This window comes from Dyella terrae, from assembly GCF_004322705.1.
Taxonomy (GTDB): domain Bacteria; phylum Pseudomonadota; class Gammaproteobacteria; order Xanthomonadales; family Rhodanobacteraceae; genus Dyella_D; species Dyella_D terrae.
The window spans coordinates 2,111,137-2,135,846 of the sequence record NZ_SIZZ01000001.1; the positions used below are offsets into that span (position 1 = coordinate 2,111,137).

Annotated in this window: 20 protein-coding genes; 7 read left to right on the forward strand and 13 right to left on the reverse strand. The window is 61.1% G+C overall.

All coding sequences use genetic code 11. The features are described 5' to 3' along the window. Positions 1 to 64: 64 nt before the first annotated feature. The 10 genes from EYV96_RS09405 to EYV96_RS09450 all read right to left on the reverse strand — a co-directional run bounded on the left by EYV96_RS09405 (position 65) and on the right by EYV96_RS09450 (position 13,895). Entirely contained in the window at positions 65 to 1,996 is a 1,932-nt protein-coding gene (locus EYV96_RS09405; RefSeq protein ID WP_131151160.1) for a hypothetical protein, read from the reverse strand. A 317-nt stretch (positions 1,997 to 2,313) separates the two neighbouring features. Continuing rightward, a complete protein-coding gene (locus tag EYV96_RS09410) occupies positions 2,314 to 3,369 on the reverse strand; it encodes a class I SAM-dependent methyltransferase (RefSeq protein WP_165488638.1) in 1,056 nt (351 codons plus the stop codon). Between the two features lie 112 nt (positions 3,370 to 3,481). Further along, the gene (gene gmhB, locus EYV96_RS09415) at positions 3,482 to 4,042 is read right to left on the reverse strand and encodes a D-glycero-beta-D-manno-heptose 1,7-bisphosphate 7-phosphatase (RefSeq protein WP_131151162.1); all 561 of its coding nucleotides are present in this window, start codon (positions 4,040 to 4,042) and stop codon (positions 3,482 to 3,484) included. Beyond that, positions 4,039 to 4,755, reverse strand: coding sequence for a nucleotidyltransferase family protein (locus EYV96_RS09420; protein ID WP_131151163.1), 717 nt, complete (start codon positions 4,753 to 4,755; stop codon positions 4,039 to 4,041). The genes gmhB and EYV96_RS09420 overlap by 4 nt, the downstream gene beginning before the upstream one ends. After that, positions 4,742 to 5,320, reverse strand: a complete 579-nt coding sequence (locus EYV96_RS09425; RefSeq protein WP_131151567.1) for a D-sedoheptulose-7-phosphate isomerase — start codon at positions 5,318 to 5,320, stop codon at positions 4,742 to 4,744. Before EYV96_RS09425 ends, EYV96_RS09420 begins: the two co-directional genes overlap by 14 nt. Before the next feature lie 5 nt (positions 5,321 to 5,325). Beyond that, a complete protein-coding gene (locus EYV96_RS09430; RefSeq protein ID WP_131151164.1) occupies positions 5,326 to 6,354 on the reverse strand; it encodes a GHMP family kinase ATP-binding protein in 1,029 nt (342 codons plus the stop codon). After that, a complete protein-coding gene (locus EYV96_RS09435; RefSeq protein ID WP_131151165.1) occupies positions 6,351 to 10,370 on the reverse strand; it encodes a glycosyltransferase in 4,020 nt (1,339 codons plus the stop codon). Before EYV96_RS09435 ends, EYV96_RS09430 begins: the two co-directional genes overlap by 4 nt. Positions 10,371 to 10,372: 2 nt before the next feature. Beyond that, a complete protein-coding gene (locus EYV96_RS09440) occupies positions 10,373 to 11,806 on the reverse strand; it encodes an ABC transporter ATP-binding protein (RefSeq protein ID WP_131151166.1) in 1,434 nt (477 codons plus the stop codon). Beyond that, on the reverse strand, positions 11,796 to 12,620 hold the full coding sequence (locus EYV96_RS09445) for an ABC transporter permease (RefSeq protein WP_240732389.1): 825 nt from the start codon (positions 12,618 to 12,620) through the stop codon (positions 11,796 to 11,798). The genes EYV96_RS09440 and EYV96_RS09445 overlap by 11 nt, the downstream gene beginning before the upstream one ends. 96 nt (positions 12,621 to 12,716) lie before the next feature. Further along, a complete protein-coding gene (locus EYV96_RS09450; RefSeq protein WP_131151167.1) occupies positions 12,717 to 13,895 on the reverse strand; it encodes a trans-sulfuration enzyme family protein in 1,179 nt (392 codons plus the stop codon). A 255-nt stretch (positions 13,896 to 14,150) separates the two neighbouring features. Between EYV96_RS09450 and EYV96_RS09455 the strand changes: the two genes are divergently transcribed. The 7 genes from EYV96_RS09455 to EYV96_RS09485 all read left to right on the forward strand — a co-directional run bounded on the left by EYV96_RS09455 (position 14,151) and on the right by EYV96_RS09485 (position 20,784). After that, the gene (locus EYV96_RS09455) at positions 14,151 to 14,948 is read left to right on the forward strand and encodes a sulfotransferase family protein (protein WP_131151168.1); all 798 of its coding nucleotides are present in this window, start codon (positions 14,151 to 14,153) and stop codon (positions 14,946 to 14,948) included. A 221-nt stretch (positions 14,949 to 15,169) separates the two neighbouring features. Then, on the forward strand, positions 15,170 to 16,240 hold the full coding sequence (gene rfbB / locus EYV96_RS09460) for a dTDP-glucose 4,6-dehydratase (protein ID WP_131151169.1): 1,071 nt from the start codon (positions 15,170 to 15,172) through the stop codon (positions 16,238 to 16,240). Beyond that, complete coding sequence (gene rfbA / locus EYV96_RS09465) at positions 16,237 to 17,124, forward strand: glucose-1-phosphate thymidylyltransferase RfbA (RefSeq protein ID WP_131151170.1); 888 nt, start codon at positions 16,237 to 16,239, stop codon at positions 17,122 to 17,124. Before rfbB ends, rfbA begins: the two co-directional genes overlap by 4 nt. Next, the gene (gene rfbC, locus EYV96_RS09470; RefSeq protein ID WP_131151171.1) at positions 17,121 to 17,678 is read left to right on the forward strand and encodes a dTDP-4-dehydrorhamnose 3,5-epimerase; all 558 of its coding nucleotides are present in this window, start codon (positions 17,121 to 17,123) and stop codon (positions 17,676 to 17,678) included. The genes rfbA and rfbC overlap by 4 nt, the downstream gene beginning before the upstream one ends. After that, positions 17,675 to 18,610 carry a dTDP-4-dehydrorhamnose reductase gene (gene rfbD / locus EYV96_RS09475; protein ID WP_131151172.1) on the forward strand — a complete coding sequence of 312 codons (936 nt, stop codon included), beginning with the start codon at positions 17,675 to 17,677 and terminating at the stop codon, positions 18,608 to 18,610. Before rfbC ends, rfbD begins: the two co-directional genes overlap by 4 nt. 3 nt (positions 18,611 to 18,613) lie before the next feature. Further along, a complete protein-coding gene (locus EYV96_RS09480; RefSeq protein WP_131151173.1) occupies positions 18,614 to 20,026 on the forward strand; it encodes a mannose-1-phosphate guanylyltransferase/mannose-6-phosphate isomerase in 1,413 nt (470 codons plus the stop codon). A 131-nt stretch (positions 20,027 to 20,157) separates the two neighbouring features. After that, positions 20,158 to 20,784, forward strand: a complete 627-nt coding sequence (locus EYV96_RS09485) for a hypothetical protein (protein WP_131151174.1) — start codon at positions 20,158 to 20,160, stop codon at positions 20,782 to 20,784. 39 nt (positions 20,785 to 20,823) lie between these two features. Here EYV96_RS09485 and glmS read toward each other — a convergent pair whose 3' ends face one another. From glmS to EYV96_RS09500, 3 genes are all read right to left on the reverse strand, one after another. Further along, the gene (gene glmS, locus EYV96_RS09490; RefSeq protein ID WP_131151175.1) at positions 20,824 to 22,650 is read right to left on the reverse strand and encodes a glutamine--fructose-6-phosphate transaminase (isomerizing); all 1,827 of its coding nucleotides are present in this window, start codon (positions 22,648 to 22,650) and stop codon (positions 20,824 to 20,826) included. A gap of 184 nt (positions 22,651 to 22,834) precedes the next feature. Then, complete coding sequence (locus tag EYV96_RS09495; RefSeq protein WP_131151176.1) at positions 22,835 to 24,205, reverse strand: pyridoxal-phosphate dependent enzyme; 1,371 nt, start codon at positions 24,203 to 24,205, stop codon at positions 22,835 to 22,837. A gap of 147 nt (positions 24,206 to 24,352) precedes the next feature. Continuing rightward, the gene (locus EYV96_RS09500) at positions 24,353 to 24,580 is read right to left on the reverse strand and encodes an HP1242/YdcH family protein (protein ID WP_131151177.1); all 228 of its coding nucleotides are present in this window, start codon (positions 24,578 to 24,580) and stop codon (positions 24,353 to 24,355) included. Between the last annotated feature and the right edge of the window lie 130 nt (positions 24,581 to 24,710).

Genomic DNA, 24,710 nt, shown 5'->3' on the forward strand with positions numbered 1-24,710 from the left:
CTAAGGACTCAAGCTAACACATCAGGTGCGGCGGGATGATGCAAATGCGTGACAAAAGAGCGACCTACTCCGCAGCTGAATCACTGGCTTCGCTGGAATGCAGGTCAATATCGCCAGCCGCCCTGACCGACTCGAGCAACACGGAACCCTTGGCGCCATCGTGCAGCGTTGCGTAGACAGCGCCAATGGCGGAACCCGGCGGGGCCGCGGCAAACAGGGCGTGTTCGGTGAACTCAGGGGTAATGCTAACGACGACAATTTGCGCGCCCAGGAATTTGCCGGACGCGTCACTCCAGTTGATTTGCAGGCGCATGGGGACCTGATCCCCTTCGGTGGCCCGGGCACGGTAGATGAGCAAGCGCCCATCCACGCGCGCAGCCGCAACATTCATGAAATTGTCCGCGAGGCGGCTTAGCTTCACGCCTTCCGGGCCAACCATGGTCGGGTCGGACCACGCCCAGCCTTTCCACTCAGCACCTTCGCCAAGGACATCGCCTTGAGCCGGAAACGGCTTCTCATTGAGGAGCAATTCGGCCATGGGCCGGCCCACCAATCGGTAGGAGGGATTGGTGCGATCGATCGTGGTGGCTACGAGGCCAAAACTGTATCCGGCGAAAGGCTCTCCGCTGTATGAACGGGCCCGATGCAGGCAATTCTGTCCACCCAGATTGATACGACAGAAAAGTGCGCCGTCGCCGCCCAATATCCACCCCGTATCTGGCTCGGGTACGCCGATCAGCACACCCTCACCTTGCGCCGGCCGAACATGACTGAACGACTCTGCAAGCGATCGCGCGGTGCGGGAACCTGAAATGCTGGAGATAGTTGCGATCCCGCCAAAGCCCACGAAAGCGACCTGTTGGACCGCAAGCAGCAGCAACAACACGAGTCGCGCACGCGCCGGATAGGTCGCCACGACCAGCAGAAGCATCATCACGAAAGCGGGATACATCCAGCGCGCTTCTTGACGATCGGCGCCAGGCAGGCTGGCAATGCACACGAAACCGAGCAGTGTCGCCAGGAAAATCACTGGTGCGCGGGGACTGGCCAGCATCTTCTTGCGCTGAAAAATCCACGGAGCGATCCAGCAGATGACGAAGGCAGCCACCAACAACCAGAAACGCTTCGAATGAACGAGCACTTCCTGATTGACGACCCCAACGAACCAGGGCGGACCGTAATTCGTGCCCACGAAAAGATTACCCAGATACGTCAGGGCAACTTTGAATGTCTCCACGTTCAGCGTCACGACGCGACCCGTGGAGCCCATCGTGATGGGGTTATCCGAAAGCAGCTTTACCATGCAGGCAAAGAGGCCCAGCGGCACAACGGCTATCAGGATCGCGAACAGCATGGGATGCGTCAGCTTCTTCTGCGTGAGCGCCTTCAGCTGAAATACCGCGACGGCACCCGCGAACCCGAGCACGCCAACCGCGTAGCGCTCATGGACGAAGACGCAGAGAAGGAAGAAGGCAAACGCCGCTGCAAGCATGCGTGGACGCGGTTGACGCCCAGCTTCAAACAGATCCGAGCCGCAGTAGATGCCCGCCAGAAAGAGCGCGAGGCTGAGCGTCTCCACCGTGCCTGATACGTAATCCCAGTAAAGCATCACGTCGTAGCGCGAGCCAATGACCAGTGCCGCGACCAGCAGTGCAGTCAATCGACCTGTCGAGAAGCGCCGCACGCACAGCGCATAGGCCAGTGATGCGGAGGCCGCAATACACGCGGCATTGAACAGCATCGCAACCCATCGCGGCCAACTATCGCCAACAACGAACGCCCAGAAGATGTTCATTACCAGACGGGGCTTATAGCTGTTCAATCCCTTATAGACGGATAGAACACCATTCCCCAGGCGCTCTCCGAAATTGAATGGCAGGAGTTCGTCGCCAAAGAAGTAGGGGTGATACGGCAGGAGTGAGACAACGAGAACGGCAAGGCCGATCAGGCAGACGTCTCGGAGGGCGACTTTCATGCCCTGGTGGTCAATATGCATATCAAACGTTTCCGGATTTTATGTCCGGCACGTTCCTCATGCCGGCCCCCTGTCTGAAACCGGAGCAGGAGGCGCCACACGCGAGCGCTCCGTCCTCCCTGTGTGGAATCTGCTGGAACACCGATTCCAACTGCGCTTCTGTGCGTCTTATCGTCCACATCGCACATCGCGCAGCCGTATCAGCAGCATAACAAATCACCCTGCTCCAGGGTTACGGGCCATGGGACCCGATGACCCGCGGCTTCGCTTGCAGCAGGCAGATCAGCCTGCCGACATCCCGACGCGAACAAAGGTAGCCAGCACGCCCCGAGGCTGACTCAAGCCGATCTGATGCAGGTTGCCGGTCCAATGCCTCGCGAAAAACGGGGGTTGCTGCAGGACGCCCCGCTCATAATGGCAACCATATGGGTGGGAGAAAGACGTCCGCTTTGGAACGCCTCCTCGTCGAATTGATGGATTCGATCGATGAAGCTTCGATCCCATTCGGCGTTCGCATCAAAATTATGACCAAATGCGCGATCGATGAACGGGTCGATGACATTGGCGAATCCGATGAACAGTCGCGGATGGAATCGTTCCAGCAACAAAGGAACAATGTCCTGCGCGCGAATCCCCTCAAACCCCTCGTTCGAGCAATCCCAATTTACATAAACCTTTTCCTGGCGCTTGAGCAGCCGGTTATAGCGGTAAGCAAGGGGCAACTCGCTCCAGAATGCTGACACGGACTCATAGGCTTCAGGCCAGCGCATGTGACCGTTGCGGCCAATCATGTCGTGCATCACCAGGTAACCGTCCGCTGGCAAAGCCTTGCGGAGTCCGTCAAACAGTCCTTCGAGGTTGAGGACATGATGCAGCGACTGGTTGGCCATGGCACCCGCATAGGTCTTTTGGGGAGCCCACCGATTGAAATCACCCTCCACGAATGCCAGGTGTTCTGCGACACCTTCCTTTTCGGCAAGCGCCTTGCCCCGAGCCAACATATGCGGATTGATGTCCAGGCACTCGATGGTGAAGTCTTTCAGACCAGCCTGAACCATGAGTCTGGCGACGGCGACTTCCGTTTCGCAATTACCCACACCGACGCTGATGAATACCGGATTATCGGCACTGACGCGTTCCGCACTTTCCAGCAGGGAACGCGCAAAAAACTGCTCGAAACTCGTTATCTCATACTCGTCGAGCATGGGTTTCAGATAACGATGCGACCAATAGTGGAAAATGTCCGGCAGGACATTGATGTTGACGACATCCTTGTAGATATCCGTCTCGCGCTGAAGCTTGCGACGATAATCATCGGAGGTATCTGCGTCTGGCAGTGCCAGTGCATGGTCGACGCGCATGGCGCGCTTGACGCGATATAGCAGCGAACTCATGAAATTCATAAGTGACCCGAGCTGGTTTCGCAACCCGCCGATCATAGTCAAATAATCATGACTGAACCACTTCGCCGCAGTTCACGATTTTCTCACAGCTGGCGGACGGGCCTCAGAGGCCTTCCACGAATTCCCGGAATGGCTCTGGCGACCGGTCGTCAATAAGCCAGGAACGTTCAATGCCAGCCGATGCCGCAGCCTGCAGGTCACTTGTTTGATCGCCCACGAGAAGCGACTGACCCAAGTCGATCTCCAGGTCCTTTCCTGCCGCGAGAATCATTCCCGGGCCAGGCTTGCGGCATTCGCAACTCACATTCAGTCCAGGGACGATCCCTTCCGGATGATGTGGGCAGTAATAGGTCGCAAGAAGGTCGGCGCCATGGATTGCAAACTGCTCGTGTATCCAGCGAGTGAACTGGAGAAACTGGTCCTCGCTGTAATAGCCGCGCGCTATGCCCGCCTGGTTCGTAACGATCACCAGTCCGTAACCGGCGCGCTTCGCCGCGCGCGCGGCATCAAACACACCTGCCACCCAATCCGTTTGATCGGGCCGATGAACATAGCCGTGATTGATATTGACCACGCCATCGCGATCCAGAAACAGAACTTTCCTCGCGGCGCCGCTGGCGGGCGGGGGCGGAGACGACCAGAACCGGCCAGGATGGGGTGTCATGCCCCGTTCTGCAGTGACTGAGAGAACATGCTTTGCGCGCGCTCAAAGTCTTCCGGAATGCCTATGTCGATGAACCGGGACGTTTGCGTAAATGCGCGGACCCGCCCCTTGGCGGCTGCAGGCACCAGAACATCCTGCTCGAACGAGAATGGGCCATGGGGAAATTCCGCCGATAGAGACGCCAGGTCGATATCGTACACGCCGGCATTGATCATGCCCGGCCCGTGGCCTCCCTTTTCGGAAAACCCGGTCACGCGATCACCGGACAACATCACGGCACCATACCGACCCACGTCGTCGACCGACGCCAGCGCCATGGTGATGGGCGAAGCCCCGCCGATCGCAAGTTGGCCTAAACGGGCATAGTCAAGCGCCAGATGCGTGTCGCCATTAAGCACGAACGCCCGCTTGCCTGAAACCGCCGACGCCGCCTTGGCGATGGCTCCCCCGGTGCCTAAGGGCTGCTCTTCACGGGAGTAGACAAGTTTCATGCCATGCCAGTCGCTTCCAAGCGTCGATTCCACGACGTCCGCCAGGTAACCCGTCGCAAGCACGGCCCGCCTGACCCCCTGGCCGGCGAGTTGATCCAGCAGCCAGGCCAGAAACGGCCGTCCGGCAACGGGTGCCAACGGCTTGGGAACATCCCTGACTACGCTTTGCAGGCGTGTGCCGAAACCACCGGCGAGGATGATGGCCTCGTCAGTGGCGAGCATCGCCAAACATTTCCTGTTCGATCAACGCGCAAAGCAGGTGGCCAAGTGCCTCATGGCCTTCCTGGATACGGGGTGTCTCCGTGGAAGGAATGCGAAAACAGATGTCGCATGCCGATGCCATCGCACCACCTGACTGGCCGGTGAATCCAATGACCTTGATACCCTTTGCGCGAGCAGCGTCAATGGCACGAATGATGTTCTTTGAGTTACCGGAGGTCGAGATGGCGTAGAAGACATCACCCTCCGCGCCGAGCGCTTCGATCTGGCGCGCGAATACGTAGTCGTAGCCGTAGTCGTTGCCAACCGCGGTAATGATGCTGGTATCCGTCGTCAACGCGATGCCCGGCAAACCCGGCCGATCGAAGTAAAACCGACTGACCAGCTCTCCTGCCCAGTGCTGCGCGTCAGCCGCGCTGCCACCATTGCCGGCGAAGAGTATTTTCTTACCGCTCTTGAGCGCGGAAACCGAAATTTCGAGCGCCTGCTGCACCTGGTCGTGCAGGCCCGTGTCGTTACGCATCGTCGTGAGCAATGCGATGGACTTGCTGAATTCCGACTCAAGCATGGACGTCACATGATTCGCCACGAGGTCGCTCCTTGCTGCGTGAAATGAAAATCAAGCAGTCGACCGCCCTGTTCGGCGAGTGCTCTGGTCAACCCGACGCGCTTGTCGGGGCTGCACATGAACATCATGAATCCGCCACCGCCAGCGCCCGAGACCTTGGCCGCGTATGCACCATTGGCAAAGGCCACGCGCTCGACCTCTTCGATCAACGGGTTGCTGATCGACGTGGCCATGTTCTTCTTTGCTTCCCAGCCAGCCTGCAAAGTGCGGGCAAGCCCCTGAATGTCTCCCCGAAGAACGCATTCCTTCATTTGCACGGCCTCCTGCTTGAGGCTGTGCATGGCGTCGATGGACGCCTGATTGCCCTGAACGACGTTACGCGACTGCTGGTCGATAATGTCGGACGATGCGCGCGACACGCCGGTGAAGTAAAGCACCAGTGATGCTTCCAGCTCGGACCAGACCCAGTCTTTCACACGCAATGGGTTCACAATGACGCGATCGTCCTTGTAGAACTCCATGAAGTTGAAGCCACCGAACGTCGCGGCGTACTGATCCTGCTTGCCGCCTGCGAGCTGAAGATCCTTGCGCTCGATGTTGTAGGCAAGATGCGCGACCTCGTACTCGCCCAGAGGGAGCATGAAGTACTCGGCGAAGGCCTGAACAAGCGCGACTACCATCGTGGACGACGAACCGAGACCGGAGCCAGGAGGCGCGTCAGAAAACGTCTGGACGCGCAATGGCCGGTGCTCACCGCCCAGAAACTCCTTGCAGATGCGCGAATAGACGCCCTTTAGCAGCTGCAGCGGACCGTTCGAAGCGAACTCCTGATGACAGGCATAGGACTCGCTGACACCCACGTCCATGGCCGCGAACTCACACTTGCCGTCCGGTGAATCCGAAATGATGGCAAATGCATGCTTGTCGATGGTCACGTTCATCACATGACCACCGAAGACATCGCAATAAGGCGACACATCGGTGCCACCGCCGGCCAGGCCTAGTCGCAACGGCGCTCGCGATCGAACGATCATGCCGCCGTCTCCAGGCGAAACACCTCCGCGAGCGCCTTTCGCATGCTGCCCGACGAGAAGTGAGCTTCGGCGTAGCGACTGCCGCCGGCCGACATCAGGCGCCAGGCATCGCCACTGGTCAGCAGCTCAACCAGCGCATCGGCCATGGCATCTTCATCGTCGACGACTCGCGCCACGCGCTCCACGCCTGGCAAACCCTGGGCGCCGACTGACGTCGTGACCAGGGGAACCCCCTGCTGCAACGCCTCCACCACCTTGGACTTGATGCCTGCGCCGAAGCGAAGCGGCACCACCGCTACGCGGCTCTTGCTATAGAAGTCGCGCAGGACATCGTCTTCAACAAAGCCCGTTACGACCACCCTGCCGTGCGCCAGTGCTTCCACGCGTGGCGTAGGGTTGGAGCCGACCAGGTAAAGCCGGGCATCAGGCACCCGCGCCTGCACCTTTGGGAAGATCGACTCAGCCAACCAAACGGCCGCATCTTCATTCGGCGGATGTCCGAATCCAGCCACGAAGAGAATGTCCGAGCGCTGCTCAGGCGGGCGGTTTCCGCTACCAAACGCCTCGTAGCAATAGGCCTGGATCGCGCGTGCCTTGACTGCGGGAGCGAGCTTGCCAACCTCGGTGATTTCATCCGGCGACGGATATAGCACCATGTCACTCTTCTGCCACAGCGCCAGCTCCATCGACTTGAAGCGGTTCGCTTCGTCGAGGTACTCCTGGTTGCCGGACAGCTCGAAGCGCTGCTGCGCGCGCGCGAAATGGAGATCGTGCCCGTAGTAAACGACACGCGCGTTCGGCGCGTGTTTGCGGATCGCATCGATGAATTGCACGGAGATATGGGGGCGGCTAAGCAACACGCGATCGATGTTGCCATTGGCTTCCTGAAGATAGCGTTCGAATCCGCCCACCCATTCGTGCCCGTAGATCACCTCGACGCCCATTTCCTGCAGGCGCGGCGTGTAGTGCGGATCGCGCCAGAGGTTCTCGGGCCAAAACTTGACCGAGCAACCAAGTGCGCAGAGCTGGCGGATGAACTGCATCATGGTCCGCGAGCCCGCATCGCGGTCCGGCTGGGGAACGTAGTGATCCACCACCAGCACGACAGGCTTATGGCGAGAACGCTCGCGTGCGCGAAAGACGTTCTGCGCATTGGGATACTGCTCGGACTCGAGCACCGCCTTCCAGCGCGCAAAGAACTTTTTTTGGTTCTCTACCTGATACGCCTTGATGCCACTGGTCTCGTCCGTTCCGTGCGAGATGCCTTCATAGTGCACAACGGTCGAGAATGGCGTGTAGTAGAGCTTCAGCCCCGCTTGGCGCACCTTGAATGCAAGATCGGAGTCCTCGCAGTACGCCGGCACATAATGCTCATCGAAACGCCCCAGGCGATCGAAGAGCGTCGACTTGATCAATAGTGATGCGCCGGAACAGTAGTCCACTTCGTGCACATAGTTGAAACGCGATTCCTCCGGATCGGCCAGCCGACCGAAATTCCATCCGGATGCGTCATTCCAGATGATCCCGCCCGCTTCCTGCAGGCGACCGTCGGGATACACCAGCCTGGAACCAACCATGCCGCAATCGTCGAAACGCTCAAAGACCTCGAGCATGGCGTCGAGCCACCCTTCGGTCACGCGCGTATCGTTATTGAGAAAATAGATGTACTCGCCGCGCGCTAGCGTCGACGCGCGATTGCAGGAGCGAATGAAGCCAAGGTTTTCCGGATTCACTTCGTAACGAAGGCCGGGAACATCCGCCAGGAGGTGGATCTCTTCGTCGCCCGAGACATCTTCCACTACCAGCACTTCGAATTCACAGCTGGGTTTGTGCTGCAAAATCGAGCGCAGGCAGGCAGCGGTGAAGTCCAGCCTGCCATAGGCCGGGATGATGATACTGACCTTTGGATCAGTGAACACCGGGAATGCAAGCTGGGCAACGATGTCACGCGGCGACTCATCGCTCGGCGCGTCCAGCCTGGGTGCGGGCGCCGTGGTCTTGAGAAGATGCTTCCTGACCAGCTTGCGCACAGGTGCAAGCGCCGGCGAACGAGCCAGTGGGATGTGCTTGACCGAATCGACGGCACCGCTCCAGTCGCCACGGAAGACGCGTCCCATGAGGCGAAGCGGCCGGGTCATTTTCCACGAGCGCGACGCGATCAACTGATCGTTGAGGGCGCGCAGGTGGCGCGACTCCTCCATCAATGCATTGATGCGTTCGCGTGCGTGATTTTCGTACAGCTCGAGTTTGTCGATGGAGGCACGCTGGCTATCGGCGCGTGCTTCCACGGCATTCAGGCGCTCCCGAAGAATCAGGTTCTCGAGGCGAAACTCACCAATTTCCGACATGAGCGAATCATGTCGCGCCATCAGGCTGGTGTTGGTTTCGACACTCTCCTGCAGATAGGTCTCGCCAAGCAGGTTGACACCGAGCCTATCGAGCTTCCGCTCGACTTCCTTAGCCCACAACTCCACGTCCTTGCGCCCCTGCTCAAGCTCTGCGACATTCCTGAGTGTAGCCTGTATTTCATTGTGCGCAAGATTGAGGCGCTCATCGCGCTCCAGCAGCTTGACACTCAGGTCGGAGATCTGCGCCAGCGCGGAACGGAACTCGCGCTCGTATTCGCCGCAGCGCGCCTGGAGCTCGGCAATGTCGCTGGTCTGGGTTGCGACGAGGTGATTGGCGGATTCGTGCGCCTCACTCAGCGAGTTGAAACGCAACTGCCATGATTCGAGATCATGCTTGCCGGTTTGAACCTGGCGCTCCCACTGGTCGCGCTCAACGGTGATCTTCCTGGCGTGAATATGGGCTTCCGACAATTCACGTTCGAGGTGCACCAGCTTTTCGGCGAGCTCGCGTGTGTCATCCATGTGTCGCGAACTGAGCTGGTTCAACTCGCCGAGCCTGGACAAGGCCGAGCGCACCATGGTCTCGACACCCGACAGCACCGGCGACAGATCGTCAGCAACGGATGACACGCCGGAGATGCCCTGTTGCTTGCCTTCATCCAGCAACACGGCCAGGCGAGACGTCATCTTGTCGTGCTTATCGCGCAGGTCGGCCAACAGTCGCTCGTCCTCATCCAGCAATCCGGACAGCTCCTGCTCATGCTTGAGCACTCCGGTATGGAATCCGCGGAGCTTTTGAAGATCACCATCGAGTCCAAGCGCCCACTTGGCAGTCTTCTCGTGCTCCTGCACGAGGTTGCCGTACTTGGTGCGAACCTCGCTGAGCTCCTTGTCGATGCGTTGCGCCCACTTCGCAATGTCGTGGTGATGGTTGTAGAGATCTTCGGCCTCGGAAAAAAACACCGAAGGCTGGAGCCTGGGCAAATCGACCTGCTCGCCCGCCGCAATGGCGACGTAGTACACGGGATCGATCAGGCGGACCGATCGCTCAACGACATCGGTACCCGTGTCGGTAAAGGCCTCCATGGCCTGCTCGGTATCTTCGAGTGCCATGGGCGCGACGGCTGAACCCACCGCCAGGCGCTGGCCGTAATAACGAACGCGCGGGAAGACCGAGCGCAGCAACGCATCCAGTTCGGCGAGATCGAGTTCCTTGACGTGAAATTCGTTGTGGTGACCGGCCTTGTCAGAATAGACCGGTCGATTCGGCGATGAGATGACCAGTACGCCATCGGGGCGAAGGACGCGCCGAATTTCCGAAATCATTTCCTCATGGCGATCGTGGTGCTCGATCGTCTCGAACGACACCACGAGATCCACGCTGTTGTCTTCCAGCGGGATGCGCGCCGCGTCACCCTGGCGGAACGAGAGATTGGAGGCACCCCGGTATGCATTCGTGGCGTGATCGACGGCCTCTTGGGCGATATCCACGCCAGTGACCGAACCGGCAACGGTGGCAAGCATCGCGCTGCCATAGCCTTCGCCGCATGCGATATCAAGGACCTGTTTGCCCCGCGCCAGCTCCCTGCACCAGGCATAGCGATGCAGGTGTTCGTGGCGGATTTCCCCCGCCTCGGTGGGAATGAATCGTTCGCCGGTGAACTCCATCGTCAAACCTCCACCTGACGCAGATCGATGGACAGCATCGGGATGCCCACCAGGCCATATCGCATGGTGCTCTCGCTGGCCCGGAAGGAGAGAGCGTCGTGAATCCAGTGCTGGTGCGTGTGGTCAATCTGCGTTCCGCTGGCAAGCGCCACGTCGATTGAGTACTCACCCGTCGGGAGAATGGGCATGCGAAAGTGGAAGGACGCACGCACGCGCGCGCCGGCCCCTGGCATCAGCGGCTTGTCCACATACGACACAAAGGTGTTGTCACCAAACAGGCGCTGCCCAAGACGGTCTTTCACGTAGAACCCGAAAATGGGGCCTTCGATGGGCTCACGAATCCGGGCGTCGATCGAAAGCTCCACCAGCTCGCCACCCAGCACGATCTGGGCACTCTCGCCCGTCGCTCCGGCAAGCTTGACGTCGACGATTTCCGCCGCGCCCGCCCCGAACGACGAACCCACCTGATCCGGATCAAACTCAAAGAATTCGACGATATTGCGGGCACCCCGGCCATGCAGCTCCGCCAGGCGCCCGTCCATGACATCATCGGGATGGGCATCCGTAGCCGGCATCGCGAGCGGCGCGGGGGCAGCGTCCGCCGACTCGGCTGCACGAGCCGAGGTCGCCCTGGGTTTTTCCACCGAAATGGATTGCCCGATACTTGCCCGGTCCGCGGCGTGCTGGGCCGCAAGATACGACTCCACGACGTCGCGAGTGATTCCGTCCATCACCATTTCACCACGATCCAGCCAGACGGCACGATCACAAAGATTGGTGACGGCACCTGTATCGTGACTGACGAAAAGCAGCGTGCCGCGCTTTTGGAACTCGCGCAGATATCGCATGCACTTTTGCGTGAACCGGATATCACCGACGCTGAGCGCCTCGTCGATCACCAGCGTGTCGGCATCCACATGCGCGGCGATGGAAAACGCGAGGCGCACGTACATGCCGCTGGAGTAGGTCTTCACCGGCTGCTTGATGAAGTCGCCGATATCGGCGAACGCCAGGATGGAATCGAAACGCTTGCGCAGCTCGACTTCCGGGATACCGTACAGCAAGCCGCTCAGGTAGACGTTTTCCTCGCCCGTGAACTCGGGATTGAAACCCGCACCCAGCTCCAGCAGCGCGGCGATGCGGCCGAATGTCTTTACCTCGCCTTCGGTAGGGTGCAACGTGCCGCAGATCATCTGCAGCAACGTGGACTTGCCGGAACCGTTGCGACCGATGATGCCCACGGTCTCGCCACGACGAACGCTGAAACTCACGTTGCGCAGCGCCCAGAATTCCTTGTGGTATCGCAGGTCGTGACGACCCACGGCGCGACCAAGACGCGGCAGGATCATCTGCTTGAGGCGATCGACCGGCTGGGCATAAATGTCGTACTTCTTGCCCAGCGAATCGACGGAAATGATGAGTTCGTCAGAGGACATCGGCGAACCCCTTGCGCGTGCGTTCAAACCATCCGAAAGAAAGCCAGGCGAACAGCACGGCAGCCAGCGTATAGGCGCCCAGCATGCCCCAATCGGGCATGCGTCCCCAGATCAGGACGTCGCGCGTCGATTCGACGATCGCCGTCAGCGGATTGAGATAAAGCAGCTTCCTGTAGTGCTCCGGGATCATTTCCTTTGAGTAGAAAATGGGCGCGAGGAACATCAGCATGATCGTGATGATGGTGATGGCGTGCTTGAGATCGCGCAGGAACACGCCAAGCGACGACAGGAACCATACCAGCCCCGCCATGAAAGGCAGGAAGACGAGCACCACGATCGGAAACAGCACCACGGTCCACGGCAGCGTTCCACGCACGACCAGCGCGAATATCAGCAGGACGATTGTTGAGATCAGCAAATGGAACAGCGCCGATCCGATGGTCGTCCAGGACAACGTTTCCAGCGGGAACACGATCTTCTTGACGAAATTGCGGTTCTCCAGGATCAGCGTCGGCGCGCGGTTGGCGCACTCCTGGAAAAACGTGTTGATATTGAGACCGGCGAACAGGATCACCGCGAACTCAAACTGACCGCCACCCTGCCCGGCCCAACGCGATTTGAAGACGTAGCCAAAGACGAACGTGTATACGCTCAACATCAAAAGCGGATTGAAGAACGACCACAGCAGGCCGATGAATGAACCGCGATAGCGGCCAATGACATCGCGCTTGGCCATCTGCACCACCAGGTGAAAATGGCGCAGGAGGGCCCGATAGGGCGACAGGGGATCAGCTAGCCTGTACTTCGAAATCATGCAGTTCCGATTGAAGTGCGGGGAGAGTTGTATTGCAGACCATGGCTAGTCGCGCCTGAAAGTGCGACCAGCCGGTCCATTACCTTCGAAAGCCTTTCAGCGCAGTGCAGCATCGAGTTCATGCCGCAAGTCGTCGATGTCTTCCACGCCGACCGAAAGACGGATGAGCGAGTCACTGATGCCCAGGCGCTTTCGATTGGCCGGCGGGACCGAAGCGTGCGTCATGATGGCCGGATGCTCGATGAGGCTTTCGACCCCGCCGAGCGATTCAGCGAGTGCAAACAGTTCGCAGCGCTCGAGGACACGGCGGGCCTTGCGCAGACCGCCCTTCACCTCGACGCTGATGATGCCGCCGAAGCCATCCATCTGACGGCGCGCCAGGGCGTGCTGCGGATGGCTCTTGAGTCCGGGATAGATCACCCGATCAATGGCCGGGTGCTTCTCCAGCCACTGGGCAAGGATCAGCGCGCTCTCGCAGTGAGCCTTCATGCGCAGGTGCAGGGTCTTGAGGCCCCGCATGGCCAGGAAAGCATCGAAGGGTCCCCCCACGGCGCCCACCGAGTTCTGCAGGAAAGCCATCTGCTCAGCCAGGGCCTGTTCGCGAGCCACGACGATGCCGCCGACCATGTCGGAATGGCCGTTGAGGTACTTCGTTGCCGAATGCAGGACCAGATCCGCGCCGCTCTCGAAGGGGCGCTGGATCATGGGCGAACAGAAGGTGTTGTCTACCACCAGGATCAATCCGTGCTTGCGTGCAAAATCGGCGATCTTGCGCAGATCTACCAGCTTCAGCATCGGATTGGTGGGGGTTTCGGCCCAGATCATGCGCGTATTGGGCTTGAGTGCGGCTTTGACTGCAGCAAGGTCGTTCAGATCGACGAAGCTGAAATCCAGGCCGGCTGAGCGGCGACGCACGCGCTCGAACAAGCGATACGTGCCGCCATAGAGATCGTCCATGGCGATGACGTGGCTGCCACTGTCGAGCAGATCCAGCACCGTGGCGGCCGCTGCCAGCCCCGAGCCGAAGGCGAAGCCCGCTACGCCACCCTCAAGCGCCGCCACGCAGCGCTCATAGGCCATGCGCGTCGGATTTTGCGTGCGCGAATATTCGTAGCCCTTGTGAACGCCCGGGCTCTCTTGCACGTACGTGGACGTGGCGTAAATCGGGGTCATGATGGCCCCGGTCGATGGGTCGGGCTGCTGCCCGGCATGAATGGCGAGCGTGCCCAGACCGAGCTCGCGCTGCCCCTGAACCTTCTTCTTCGATGTAGCCATACGTAGCGAAACCTGCTCCACCCGGATCAATCGCGCATCTTACCTGCCCTGGCAGGCCCTACCGTTTCAACGATGGCTTTTGTTCATTTTCGCGCACGCCACCAACAACCCACGTGAAGTGGGCGTTCGAGAGGACATCCGCGGCGTCATCTTGCGTCAAACAAATGTTGTATTTGCGTGAAGACTGCCAACCCGCGCTCAAATGGCGCGTTGTTATGTAGCGATGACAAAACCCTTCGCTAAGCTTACGAAATGATGAAAGCACGCGCACTAGTCCACTATCACATCTTCAAAAATGCCGGAACCAGTATTGATTCGAGCCTGAAACGGAGCTTTGGCGACCGATGGGCGGCTTTCGAGGGCTCGAACGCTCATGACATCCAGTCGGCATCCCAGCTGGCAACGTTCATGACGTCCAATCCCGGATTTCTCGCAATTTCGAGTCATCTGGCGCGCCCGCCGCTGCCATATCCCGACTGCCTGCCGGTGGTTTTTCTTCGCCACCCCCTGCTGCGCGCCTATTCCGTTTACCTGTTCAAAAGGAAGGACCCCGGCCAGCCGTTTGCCGATGCCGCGGCGGAACAGGGATTTGCCGACTACATCGAATGGGCCCTTCGCGAGGAGCCCGGAAGCATCGTCATCCGCAACTACCAGGTCGTCCACCTCAGCGACGCTTCATGGCGGTGCGACCACATTCTCGACGCGCGCGCGACGGAGGCCGATCTGCGCCAGGCCACGGCCCTGCTCAATGCATGGGGTGTAGCGGGCGTCGTGGAGCGTTTCGAGGAATCTGTCGATACCTATCAGGCTCTGTACGGCGCACCCTTGCCCGGGTTGAGACTGGCTTATGACCGTGAAAACGTTTCGGAGCCCGAAGCGGCGCTCCATCCGGACAGGCTTGCGTGGCTCGCCGGCCTTCTGGGCGAGGAATTGCACGCCCGTTTCATGGCGGCCAATGCCCTCGACCTCGCGCTCCACGCCCATGCCGGGAAAGTGCTCGATGCCGCCATCGCCCGCCTTTCGCATGCCGGCCATGGGTCACCGATGGCTTAAGGTTCGCGTCCTGCTGGTTGCCCATCCGTCGGCCGTGGCTGGCCGTTAAGTGAATTTCATCTTCACGCCGCCCATCCGTCAGCATGATCTGCACCAAGCCTGACCGTAACGCCCTGCGCGGCGCACTCGAGCTTGGTTTGTTCTGGCCTTAACAGGCATCATTGAAGAAATGCGCTGCCATCCATCGCGACGCACTCCCCCTTGAAATACGGACCCATTTCATGAGCGACACTTCCCGCGGACCCGCGACAATTCTGGTAACCGGAGGTGCGGGTTTCATCGGCGCCAACTTCGTACTCGGCGCATTGGCGCGTGGGCAGAAGGTCGTCAATCTCGACAAGCTCACGTACGCCGGCAACCTCGACACCCTGACTTCGGTCAAAGAGAACCCGCACCACGTCTTCGTGCAGGGCGACATCGGCGACCGGACCCTGGTAGCACGGCTGTTGGCAGAGCACCACCCTGCAGCCATCGTCAACTTCGCGGCGGAGTCCCATGTCGACCGCTCGATCGACGGCCCGGCTGCATTCGTGGAAACCAACGTCGTCGGCACCCTGGGCCTGCTCGAGTGCGCCCGCGATTACTGGCGCGCCCTGGCCCCGGCGCAAGCTGAGGCGTTCCGCTTCCTGCATGTGTCGACGGATGAGGTCTACGGCTCCCTCGGTGCCGACGGCAAGTTCACCGAAACGACCGCTTACGCCCCCAACTCGCCGTACTCGGCGTCGAAGGCGGCATCCGACCACCTGGTTCGTGCGTTCCATCACACTTATGGACTTCCGACGCTCACGACGAACTGCTCGAACAACTACGGGCCGTATCAGTTCCCGGAAAAATTGATCCCTCTGGTCATCCAGAAGGCACTCGCCGGTGAGCCTTTGCCGGTCTATGGCGATGGCCTGAACATTCGCGACTGGTTGTTCGTCGGCGATCACTGCAGCGCCATTGCGCGCGTGCTTGAAGCCGGTACCGTGGGCGAGACCTACAACGTCGGCGGCAACGCCGAGCGGGAGAACATCACCGTGGTGAAAACCATCTGCGCCCTGCTCGACCAGCGTCGCCCCCTGGCGGATGGTCGTAAGCGCGAGTCGCTGATCACCTACGTCAAGGATCGCCCGGGGCACGATCGCCGCTACGCGATCGATGCGAGCAAGCTTCAGCGCGAACTGGGCTGGTCGCCGTCGCAAACCTTCGAATCGGGCATCGCGCAGACCGTTGACTGGTTCCTGGACAACCAGCCCTGGGTCCAGCGCGTTCTGGATGGCAGCTACCGTATGGAGCGACTCGGCCAATGACGACCCAGAAAGGCATCATCCTCGCAGGCGGTTCGGGCACGCGGCTGTACCCGATCACCCAGGCGGTGAGCAAACAGCTCCTGCCCGTGTACGACAAGCCGATGGTGTACTACCCACTGGCCACGCTCATGCTGGCGGGCGTGCGTCAGGTGCTGATGATCAACACCCCGCACGAACAACCCTTGTTTCAGCGCCTGCTTGGCGATGGTTCGCAGTGGGGCATCGACATCCAGTACGCCGTGCAGCCTTCGCCGGATGGCCTCGCCCAGGCGTTCATCATCGGACGCGACTTCGTCAACGGCGACCCAAGCTGCCTGGTGCTCGGCGACAATATTTTCTACGGCGTCGGCCTCACCGAACGACTCAAGCGAGCCTCCGCGCGTGATCATGGCGCGACGGTCTTCGGATACTGGGTGAGGGATCCGGAGCGCTACGGCGTCGCCGAATTCGATGCGTCCGGCAAGGTTATCGGCCTGGAAGAAAAGCCCAGCCATCCGAAATCCAGCTACGCGGTCACGGGCTTGTACTTCTACGACAAGCGCGCCTGCGATTTCGCCGCGGATCTCCAGCCTTCGCCGCGCGGGGAGCTGGAAATCACCGATCTCAACCGTCGCTACCTCGACGACGATTCGCTGCATCTCGAACAGCTTGGCCGCGGCTTCGCCTGGCTCGATACCGGCACGCATGAATCGCTGATGGAAGCAGGCAACTACATCGAAACCATCGAGAATCGCCAGGGGCTCAAAGTGTGCTGTCCCGAGGAGATCGCCTTCATCAATGGCTGGATCGACGCCGAACAGGTCTTGCGCGCTGCCGCCCCGCTCGCAAAAACAGGCTACGGCCAGTACCTGCAGCGCCTGGTCAATCAGGGTCACGTTCGATGAAAGTGATAGAAACCCAGCTGGCCGGAGCCGTGGTCATCGAACCGCAGGTCTTTGGCGACAGCCGTGGCTTTTTTTACGAGAGCTTCAATGCCGAACGCTACAAGGCGATCGGCATCGACCGCACCTTCGTGCAGTCGAACGTGTCGCGCTCGAGCAAAGGCGTGTTGCGCGGACTGCATTACCAGTGGCCCCATCCGCAGGGCAAGCTGGTGAGCGTGCTCGAAGGTGAAGTCTATGACGTCGCGGTCGATATCCGACGCGGCTCACCGACCTTCGGCCAGTGGGCGGGGGTCATGCTCTCAGCGGAGAACAAGCGCCACTTCTGGGTTCCGGAAGGTTTTGCACACGGCTTCTGCGTCGTGAGCGAATTTGCCACCTTCGCTTATCAGTGCACGGCACTGTATGACCGCGAGTGCGATGCCGGCATTCGCTGGAACGACGCCGATATCGGGGTTGACTGGCCCATCGGCCAGCCACTGCTGTCGGACAAGGACACGCGCACGCCCTTGCTCAAGGACGTGCCTGCCGGACGACTGCCGGACTACCTGGCTTGAAGGCACTGCTACTTGGCGCCAACGGGCAGCTGGGCCAGAACCTCGCTGCCCATCCGCGGCTCGCGTCGCTTGGTGAAGTCATCCTGGCCACCCGGGACGGACAGCTCAGCAACGGGGCCTCCGCCGAGACGGCCGACCTGTCACGGCCGGAATCCCTCACGGCCGTGCTCGACCGAATCTCGCCCGATGTCATCATCAATGCCGCCGCCTACACGGCGGTGGACCGCGCAGAGACTGAAGAAGACCTCGCCACCCGCGTCAATGGCGAAGCCGTGGGCGTGCTGGGCCAGTGGGCTGCCGGCCGAGGCATCCCGGTGGTCCATTTCTCCACCGATTACGTGTTCGACGGCGAAGGGACCCGACCGTACCTCCCGGATGATCCGACGTCCCCGCTCGGGGCCTACGGCCGCAGCAAGCGGGCCGGCGAACGGGCGCTGCAACACAGTGGCGTCGCTCACCTGATTTTCCGCACTGCCTGGGTCTATGCCCCATGGGGACATAACTTTCTCCGCACCATGCTGAGGCTGGCAGCCGATCGCGACGAACTTCGGGTGGTCGCCGATCAGGTCGGTGCCCCGACCACGACCACCCTCATCGCCGATGGCGCGATGCTGGCACTGGAACACTGGCTGGCCGCCGACCAGGACACCCGTCGCGGGCTCGAGGGCGTCCACCATCTGGTGGCGGGTGGCGAAACTTCCTGGCATGGCTTTGCCTCGGCGATCGTCCAGCAGGCTCACGAGCGCGGTATCCTTGCGCGCTGTCCGCGCGTCACGGCGATCGGCACGAACGAGTTCCCGACCCCCGCGCGTCGCCCCCGCTATTCGGTGCTTGACGCGAGCGGATTCGAGCGGACTTTTGGCATGCTCTTACCCTCATGGCAGCAAGGCCTGGACGGGGTTCTGGCGACCCTCGCCTTGCAGAGGAAATGAACGATGTTGATCCCTCTCATTCTCAGCGGCGGTAGCGGCACTCGCCTTTGGCCGGTGTCGCGCAAAAACCTGCCCAAGCAATTCCTTTCGCTGATGGGCCACGGAACACTTTTCCAGCAAACCGTGGAACGTACTCGCGTGCTACCGGACGTAACGGCACCGATCGTCGTCGCCAGCGAAGACCATCGCTTTCTGGCAGCCGAGCAGTTGATGGAACTGGGCATCGAAGGTTCCACCATCGTCCTCGAGCCGGTAGCCCGAAACACCGCGCCGGCGATCGCCCTGGGCGCACTGCACGCCATCGACAAGGATCCCGACGCCCTGCTGCTGGTGCTTCCGGCCGATCACCTGATCGGTGATACCGAGCATTTTTGCGAAGCCGTTGAACAGGCGCTGCCCGCCGCGCGCGATGGCTGGCTGGTGACCTTCGGCATTCGACCGGATCGCCCTGAAACCGGTTTTGGATACATCCGCCGCGGCGATGGCATCGGCGAGCACGCATTCCAGGTGGCGCAGTTCGTAGAGAAGCCCGCCCTGAAAACGGCTCAGGCCTATCTCGAGGATGGCGGTTACGACTGGAACTCGGGCATGTTCCTGTTCAGGGCCTCGCGCTACCTCGAGGAACTGGCTCAGCACGCGCCAGCCATGATGGAAACAGTCAAGGTGGCCCATGCATCGGCCGCCACCGACCTGGATTTCGTGCGCGTTGATGCCGACGCCTTCGCCAGGGTGCCGGACAATTCCATCGACTATGCCGTCATGGAAAAGACCCGCCGTGCGGCCGTGATTCCCGTTTCCGTGGCCTGGAGTGACATCGGCTCCTGGTCGGCCCTCTGGCTGGCCGGCGTGCGCGACGCCGAAGGCAATCTGCGCGACGGTGACACCATCGCGGTAAATACCACCAACTCGCTCCTGCGCTCGCACAAGCGTCACTTGCTTGCCACCGTGGGGGTCGACAACCTCATCGTCGTCACCACGCCCGACGCCACCCTCGTCGCGCATCGCGACGCGGCCCAGGACGTCAAACAGGTTGTCGAGGAACTGAAGGCTTCGGGCCGCAGCGAGCACTCGCTCCATCGCATCGTCCGCCGCCCGTGGGGCAGCTACGATTCGCTGGAAGCCGGCGACCGTTTCCAGGTCAAGCGTATCGTCGTGAAGCCGGGCGCCGCGCTTAGCCTGCAGAAGCACCACCATCGCGCAGAACACTGGATCGTCGTCTCGGGCACGGCGGAAGTGACCTGCGACGACAAGGTTTTCCTGCTGGGCGAAAACCAGAGCACTTACATCCCGCTAGGCAGCACCCACCGCCTGCGCAACCCGGGCAAGATGCCGCTCGAAATGATCGAGGTGCAATCGGGCAGCTATCTGGGTGAAGACGACATCGTGCGCCTGGAAGACGTCTACGGACGCTCCTGATACGCGTCGGGACACACGATCACGAGCCGCGCCTGCCGCGGCTCTTTTTTTTCTGGCGCCAGGGGCCGAAAGATTCGAGCGAGCCTGCCGACAAAGTGATGCCCGCATCACCGACGTATCAGGACACTCCCGTGAAGACCCCTTACCTCCTCGCTGCCCTCGGCGCCACCGCGCTGCTCGCCGCCTGCTCCTCCAGGGATCCCAGCAAGCGCCACTTCACTCAGGCCATCGATGCGCATTTCCAGAAGCATTGCCTCGAAGTCAATCCAACAACCCATGATTTCAACGATGCCGACAGCTATCCGGCGACATTTACGCTCAATGGCGACGATACCGATGGCGGCGCCTGGATGGTGGCGTCATATGAGGCGCTGGTAAAAGCCGGCATGCTCGCAGTGCAGGACGGCGTGACTCAGGGCATCTGGGGCGAGCGCCCCAACAAGACCTACAGCCTCACGGCAGCCGGCCGCGTGGCACTGAAGGGCCAGGGCAAGTACGACACCAACCGCTTCTGCGCCGGGCACCTGGAAACGACGGAGATCGTGATGTTCACGACACCCGCGGTTTCCAACGGCATGACCGTTTCCCAAGTCACCTTCACGGCCAAAGCCGTCGACGTGCCCGCATGGGCCATGCGCAAGGACCTTGGCGACGCCATGCCCGAAGCCGTCCGCTGGCGCGACCCGGTGGGCAAGCGCCAGCTCATCCTGGTACTGACGAATGAAGGTTGGCTGGTTGACGGTGACCAGACGCTCTAGCGTAAGACGGATCGCCAGCGGCGACCCGCATGAAACCGGTTACTCCACCGTCACCGACTTCGCCAGATTGCGCGGCTGATCCACGTCGGTACCGCGCAGCACCGCCACGTGATAAGCCAGCAGCTGCAGCGGAATGGTGAACACCGCCGGCGCGATGAAATCGCCGCCACCCTCAATGCGCAGCGTCACGCCGCGGGCTTCGTTGCCGTCCATGCTCGCCGCACCATCGGCGAACACCAGCAGTTCGCCGCCACGTGCGCGCACTTCCTGCAGATTGGACTTGAGCTTGTCCAGCAGCGGACCATTGGGCGCCACCGCAATGACAGGCATGTCCTCGTCCACCAGCGCCAGCGGGCCGTGCTTGAGCTCACCGGCGGCATACGCTTCGGCGTGGATGTAGGAGATTTCCTTGAGCTTGAGCGCACCTTCCATGGCCACGGGATACTGCGCGCCGCGGCCGAGGAACAGCGCATGCTGGCGGTGGATCAGATGCTCGGACAGCTCGATGACCTTGGGCTCCACCTCGAGCGCTTTGGCAATCATCGACGGCATGTTCTGCAGTTGCGCCGTGAGATCGGCGTAACGGTTGTCGTCCAGGCCGCGCTGGCGTGCCAGCTGTAGCGTCAGCAGGCCCAGCGCGGCAAGCTGCGTGGTGAAGGCCTTCGTCGATGCAACGCCGATCTCCGGACCCGCGCGCGTCATCAGCTTGAGGTCCGCCTCGCGCACCACCGAAGACTCCGGCACGTTGCAGATCGCCAGCGTGCCCAGGTAGCCGCGACGACGCGATTCGCGCATGGCGGCCAGCGTGTCGGCGGTCTCGCCCGACTGGGAAATCGCCACGAACAAGGTGTCCTGCGGCACCACGGCTTCGCGATAGCGGTACTCGCTCGCCACTTCGACGTTAACCGGCAGGCGCGCGTAATCCTCGATCCAGTACTTCGCCACCAGGCCGGCGTGATAACTCGTGCCGCAAGCGATGATGTGGATGCCCTTCACTTTCGCCAGCAGGTCGTCGCCGCCGACGCCAAAAATGTTCGGCAGCACGCCATGCGGGCCAATGCGCGCTTCGAGCGTATCCGCCACGGCGCGAGGCTGCTCGAAGATTTCCTTCTGCATGTAATGGCGGTATTCGCCGCGCTCGACGGCGTCGGCCGAGAGCTCGCTCTCATGCACCGCGCGCTCGACCGGGGCGCCGGCGCGATCGAATATGCGGACGCTGTCGCGCGTGATCTCGACGACATCGTGCTCTTCGAGATAGATGATGCGGTTGGTGACCTGGATCAACGCCTGCGCATCGGAACCAAGGAAATTCTCCCCAATTCCGACGCCCACCAGCAGAGGTGCACCGCGCCGCGCACCGACCACGCGACCGGGTTCGTCCTGGCTGACGACGGCGATGGCGTAAGCGCCTTCAAGTTCGTGCACGACCGACGACACCGCATCGAGGAGAGAACGCCCTTCAAGGCGCTCGCTGATCAGCGCCGCCATGACCTCAGTATCCGTCTCGGACGTGAACTCGTGACCCCGCGACTGGAGCTCGGCGCGCAGTTCCGCATAATTTTCGATGATGCCGTTGTGGACCAGCGCGATGCTCCCAGCCACGTGCGGGTGTGCGTTGACCTTGTTGGGCACGCCATGTGTCGCCCAGCGCGTGTGTGCGATACCCGTCCCACCCGGGAACGGATCGGCCAGGTACAACGCCTCCATCTCGCGCACCTTGCCCTTTTCACGCACGCGACGGATCTGACCCTGGGCCAGGACGGCCAGTCCGGCCGAGTCATAACCGCGGTATTCGAGCGCCTTCAGGCCGGCGATCAACAGGGGGGCGACGTCGCGCTGGGCGGTAGCGGCAACAATTCCACACATGGTCTTTCTGTCCTTTCCTGAAGAGCGCGTAGGCGCCAGCGGGACGCCACTGTGTCGGCGACCCGTTTCGGCAAACTTTCACCGGGGAAGCGAGCTGCCGAAGGCGCACGCGGGCGCACAGCGGCTAAGACAAGCCGCTCCCCCTTTCGTTCACGGGGAGCATCTGCCTTTCGTTCGCTGGGTACTAGTGCACCTTACGGCGTAGATAATTCAGCAGGTCGATGCGGGTAATCAGGCCCAGAAACTGTTCGCCGTCCACGACGATGGCCACGTGGCCGCGGTCGAACACTGGCAGCAGCGATTCGATCGGCGAACGCACGTCGAGCATCTGCAGGTTGCTGATCATGGCCGTGGACACCGGATCGCGGAAACGGGCCTCGTCAGCGTGCACGTGCATCAGCACGTCCGACTCGTCCAGGATGCCCATCAGCTTGTTGCCGTCCATCACCGGCAACTGCGAGACGTCGTACAGCTTCATGCGCGTGTAGGCCGTCATCAGCAGCTCGTTGGGACCGATGACAACGGTGTCACGCTGCGCAAACGGGCGCAGCAGCAGGTCACGCAGATCGCCGTGCTGCTCGCGCTCGATGAAGCCGTTGTCGAGCATCCAGTAGTCGTTGTACATCTTGGAGAGGTACTTGTTGCCGGTGTCGCACACCAGCGTGACCACGCGCTGGGGCGCCGTCTGTTCGCGGCAGTACTTCAGGGCCGCCGAGAGCAGCGTGCCAGTGGACGAACCACCCAGGATGCCCTCCTTGGAGAGCAGCTCGCGCGCGGCCAGGAAGCTTTCCTTGTCGGAGATGGCGTAGGCCTTCTTCACGCGTGAGAAGTCACTGATCGACGGCAGGAAGTCCTCGCCAATGCCTTCCACCATCCAGCTGCCCGACTTGGTCGATAGCACGCCTTCGTTGATGTACTGGGCGAGGATCGAACCGACCGGGTCGGCCAGCACGATCGCCGTATTCGGCGAATGCTCGGCGAAGTACTTCGACAGTCCCGTCATGGTGCCCGACGAGCCGCAGCCGACGACGATGGCGTCGACCTTACCGTCCATCTGTTCGAGGATTTCCGGCCCGGTCGTTGCGATATGCGCGGCCGGGTTGTCCGGATTGCCGAACTGGTTGATGAAATACGCCCCGGGCGTTTCGCGCGCGATGCGCTCGGCCATGTCCTGGTAGTACTCCGGATGCCCCTTCGCCACGTCCGAACGCGTCAGCACCACCTCGGCGCCCATGGCCTTGAGGTTGAAGATCTTCTCGCGGCTCATCTTGTCGGGCACCACCAGGATCAGGCGATAACCCTTCTGCTGCGCGACCAGCGCTAGGCCCAGGCCCGTGTTGCCCGCCGTGCCTTCCACCAGCGTAGCGCCCGGCTTGATCTTGCCCGCCTTCTCTGCCGCTTCGATCATCGACAGGCCGATGCGGTCCTTGATCGATCCACCCGGATTGGTGCTTTCGAGTTTGAGGAACAACTCGCACGGCCCGGTATCCAGGCGCTGTGCACGCACGATAGGGGTTTGGCCGATCAGTTCGAGAACGCTTTGGTGGACCGTCATGAAAACTCCGTTGCCGTGGCGTCGGCGCATGCCCGGGGGCGCGCCAAAAAGGTGGGCCATCATAACCGAGCGCCGGAAACGATTCGGCCCCGGTCGCCGATCCCTTGCGGGAGGCTCCGGGGCCGCTGTCACGGAAACCGCGCAGATTCAGTTGATGAGGTGACTTCGGTCGTCCCACATGCGTTGTAGTCGTTGCTTGGCGTGAAGCTTTTCTTTCTTCATGCCCGATAACGTCATGTCATCGATCGGTAGGACGCCAATTTCTGCGTCGTGCACCTTGCTGTCGAGTTCCTTGTGATGTTGGTAAAGCCGACGAAACTCCGCGTCGGCCTTCATCAAAGCTTCGACATCATCACGCTGCTGGTTTTCGAACATGATCCGACCTCCTCGCAAATGACCGCGGGCACGGGATCGGTGCGCCCGCAAACGGTGGAGAAACACGCGCGCACCCACGCCTCATGCCGGTTTTCCGGAGCATGAGAAGCATGACGATCAGGGATTCGGC